The 3,745-nt window shown below is 34.7% G+C and carries 5 protein-coding genes; 1 reads left to right on the forward strand and 4 read right to left on the reverse strand.

What is annotated here, in order from left to right; all coding sequences use genetic code 11:
- Positions 1-19: 19 nt before the first annotated feature.
- The 4 genes from P8K68_RS01580 to P8K68_RS01595 all read right to left on the reverse strand — a co-directional run bounded on the left by P8K68_RS01580 (position 20) and on the right by P8K68_RS01595 (position 3,533).
- The gene (locus P8K68_RS01580) at positions 20-1,669 is read right to left on the reverse strand and encodes a class I SAM-dependent DNA methyltransferase (RefSeq protein ID WP_300247521.1); all 1,650 of its coding nucleotides are present in this window, start codon (positions 1,667-1,669) and stop codon (positions 20-22) included.
- Positions 1,670-1,677: 8 nt separating this feature from the next.
- Positions 1,678-2,319, reverse strand: coding sequence for a hypothetical protein (locus P8K68_RS01585; RefSeq protein WP_300247523.1), 642 nt, complete (start codon positions 2,317-2,319; stop codon positions 1,678-1,680).
- Between the two features lie 110 nt (positions 2,320-2,429).
- Positions 2,430-2,792 (reverse strand): hypothetical protein, encoded by a 363-nt coding sequence (locus P8K68_RS01590; RefSeq protein ID WP_300247525.1) that lies wholly within the window; start codon positions 2,790-2,792, stop codon positions 2,430-2,432.
- 15 nt (positions 2,793-2,807) lie between these two features.
- A complete protein-coding gene (locus P8K68_RS01595; protein ID WP_300247527.1) occupies positions 2,808-3,533 on the reverse strand; it encodes a hypothetical protein in 726 nt (241 codons plus the stop codon).
- Between the two features lie 14 nt (positions 3,534-3,547).
- On the opposite strand from P8K68_RS01595, the gene P8K68_RS01600 reads away from it, so the two are divergent.
- Positions 3,548-3,745, forward strand: a 198-nt coding sequence (locus P8K68_RS01600) for a hypothetical protein (protein ID WP_300247529.1), incomplete at its 3' end; no start/stop codon positions are given.

A 3,745-nucleotide genomic window follows, 5' to 3' on the forward strand; every position in this document is an offset into this window, starting at 1 on the left:
ACTTCTTTCCAGCCCTCAATCATAATTTCACCGCTTGTATTTGTTCCATCAAACTATTGGCTTCGGTATTAAGTTGTGCGAGTTCAGTATGAATTTCTGTCATTCTACTTTTATAGTCAAAATCCATATCAATATCAATCTTAACACCAACGTAGCGACCTGGTGTTAGGCTGTAGTCTTGTTCTTCAATTTCATCTAGTGTGGCTATTTTGCATAAGCCTTCTATGTCTTGGTATTTGTTTTCTGGGAAGTGTTGGGTTAGCCAAGAATTGGTGAGATTACTTCGTCCTTCGTCCTCGCAATGACGGTTAGATTCGAGAGATTGCTTCGTGCCTCGCAATGACGGTTCAAATGATGGTTCGTTGTTTCTAAAGGCATTCATAATAGCAGTTAAACCTTCTAGTTGCTCATCGCTAAAGTCGTTAATGGTAGTGCTTACTTTGTTAAAGGTGTTTCGTGCATCTATCATTAAGACTTTGTCTTTGTTTTCAGGCTTTTTTCCTTTGTTAAAAAACCAAACGTGACATGGTAAACTGCGTGTGTAGAAAAAGTTGTTGCTTATGGCTACAATACATTCTACATCGCCTGTTTCTATGAGTTTTTGGCGTATAAGTTTTTCGGCATTTCCTGCATCTGTTGCAGAACTTGCCATAACAAAACCTGCTCTACCAGTTGCATTTAAATAAGAATGAAAATATTGCATCCATAAATAGTTACCATTGCTTATGGTGCCTTTTCCTGTTAGTGGTGGACCAAAGGGTAAGCGGTCATCATCTGCTAGAAACTTATTTTTAGCATCAATTTTATCGACATTAAAAGGCGGATTTGCCATGACGAAATCGCACTTGCCAGTTAAATTATGTGGATTGGTATAAAAGCTATTGGCTTCTATAATTTTGCCTTCTATACCATGAATGGCAAGGTTCATTTTTGCTAAACGTGTGTTATTGCTTTTTAGTTCGGTGCCATAAACGGTTATGGCTTCGTTAACGCTTTTATGTTCGTGGTCTGTTATAAAATGTGCGGTTTGTACAAACATACCACCAGAACCACAGGCAGGATCGTGCACAATACCATGGTTGGGTTGTATAAAGTTAACGATTAGGTTTACCAAAGATGGTGGTGTAAAGAATTCGCCTCCTTCTTGTGCTCCTGCGCCTTGCATGGAGAATTTCATTAAGAAAAACTCGTAAATACGTCCAAACACATCGCCTTTGGCATTTTTTACGGCGTCTTTATTAAACACACGTACCAAATCGCGTAACAGTTTATCATCAAACTCTTGGTAGCTTTTTGGCAGAATACCTTCAAGGTCTGGATATTCGGCTTCAATTAGTTTCATGGCATTGTTAATGGCTTCTGCTATGTTTTCGCCTTCTGGTAAATTAGCCAAGTAATCATACTTTGCTTTTTCAGCTATATACATGGCTCCTGCGCCTGCATAATCGCCTTTATTGGCTTCTCGCTTTTTACCTGTTCTTGGGTTTATAGGTAGTTTGCTTTCAACTTCTATTTTAGCATCTTCAAAACGGTTTTGTGCAAAACGTAGTAATACTAAACCTAATAGTGGGTCTTTATATTCTGCTGCTGTGAGTTTTGAGTTTGCTCTGAGGTCGTCTGCGGCATCCCAAAGTTCGGTTTCTAGTTGTTTTATGTTTTGTTGGGTCATAAGTTATTTTATTCTACGCCTTCAAAAAATTGTAATGCAAAATTGCAGAAATCAATTATTACTTTATTATCTAATTCAAATTCCTTTCGGCTTCCTAAATAATTCCGAGAAGTTGGGGTTATTTCTTTCCCTTCCTCAAGTTCTCTAACCGAAATACATTTAATGTGCTTTTTGCTGACTAAGATAATAAAGGCGTTACTATAAGGATAATCTTTTGGTAAGTCTTTTGAAAGAAATTCTCCATTCTTTCTAAACTTAACTTCAATAAAGAATACTTCATTCGTACTTGGGTTTTGGATAACAAAATCTGGCATTCTTCTAATTTCATTAGCCACCTCTGTTTTAACCCCTTTAAGGAGTTCCATAATTCCAGGAATTGTGTTTTCCATACCATAATGAAAAACGTTATACCCTAATGATAAAAAGAGCTCTTGAATAAGGGTTTCTGCTATACGCCCTTTAATCATGTTGTAACGGAAATTTCTTTCTTTATCTGTTAAACCAGTTTCTTCTAGTTCATTGTGATTTTCAGATTCTAATTCTTGTACAGATACTTCTTTATGAGTGCCCTTATTTTCTTTTTTGTAACATTTAAAACAGAGCCCTCCATTAAATTTGGTGTAATCTCCGCAAGTAATACATTCTGCCATATTGTAGGTTAAATTAATAAAGCATGAAGATAAAAATAAACAGAGAATTAGACTACATATTCAGACTCGAAAATTGACAAAAAAATAAATTAAGGCAATAATTGTAATTATTAAAAATTAGGAGCGCAATCTAAACTCTCATTATAAGGCTGTATATATTTCCAGAATGCCTTACCTGCACTATCCAAATAATTCATGGAATAATACATTTTGGTACTTGAACCTACTTGATAGATATATTCATTACAACTATAGGAATACTCCCTTTTAAAGCACACTATTGCAAAATAATAGGTTTGATAATCAATCCTAACATCATAAAATGTTACTTTAGATATTGCTTCACTATCATAGCTAGTATAAGTTGTTCCATAACTTTTAGATTTTACAAATTGCATCATTTCATCACACGATTGCGCAGACAGTTGATACCCTGTACAAACTAAAAACAAAATTAAAATTGACTTCCTCATGATTTATTTCCAGTTTTAATCATTATCAAAAAAATACTCGTGGATATCAATAATATCGCCTCTTCCCATTTGTACTAAGTCTTTGGTTTCTTTTAAAAAGATGCCTAAAGAGCGTTCGTTATAAAGTAATTTCATTTCAGAAGAATAATCGGTTACCACATACATATCGCCTGTTAATTTAAAAAATGGTATTACCAGTTTGCTCTTTACTTTTATACCCTTGTTCACCACCTTGCCTTCCAACAATGTTTTATTAAGTGTTGATTCATCTTTCTCATCTGAAGATACTTTTACGTACGCAACCATCATATTCATCCACTCTTTACTATCCACAAGGTGCCATCTTACTTTATCGAAATTAATACCGCTTTGATTAAGCCACCCATGACTGGTAAACCCAAAAAGCACTTGCTTTCTGCCATCTAAAACAGGGTCCATAGTGGGATTAAACTCTTGAATTTTATAAGTAATAACGGAAGTTGAAGACATGTCTTTCATTTTTTTACCGTTAAAAGCAAGTGTTTGTAATGAAAAACTTTCTAATTCTGGTCTATTGGACAATACCCATTGGGTTGCTCTTAACTCCGCCTGTTCTTTCATTTGCTCTACGGCGGCAATTCCTGCTCCAATGGCTAAAAGCCCTCCTGCTACTGCTGCAACTGCAGCACCATCTTTTTGAGCGTTTATTTGTTTTGGGATTAAAAAAGTAATAGTAATAAGTAATAATAGTAGTTTTTTCATTTTTATTTAAACTTTTGATTTATACCAAACATAAAACGAATAAACAAAAGAGCCTTACGGAAATCCGTATTACAAAAAAGAGGTCGTCTAAAAACAATTTAGGCGATCTTTTTATTTTTGGTCATTTAGGTTTTATTTTGACGCTCTTTGTTTTAATAGTAAATAATAATGTTGTTAAAATAGAGCAAAGCGATTTCTATATCGCCAAACTC

The sequence above is a fragment of the Algibacter sp. genome (genome assembly GCF_029245835.1).
Lineage (GTDB): Bacteria > Bacteroidota > Bacteroidia > Flavobacteriales > Flavobacteriaceae > Algibacter_B.

Bases quoted from the DNA above. Each gene is read 5' to 3' on its own strand.
- P8K68_RS01585 (WP_300247523.1), bottom strand. From the start codon at position 2,319: ATGGCAGAATGTATTACTTGCGGAGATTACACCAAATTTAATGGAGGG.
- P8K68_RS01590 (WP_300247525.1), bottom strand. From the start codon at position 2,792: ATGAGGAAGTCAATTTTAATTTTGTTTTTAGTTTGTACAGGGTATCAA.
- P8K68_RS01595 (WP_300247527.1), bottom strand. From the start codon at position 3,533: ATGAAAAAACTACTATTATTACTTATTACTATTACTTTTTTAATCCCA.
- P8K68_RS01580 (WP_300247521.1), bottom strand. From the start codon at position 1,669: ATGACCCAACAAAACATAAAACAACTAGAAACCGAACTTTGGGATGCC.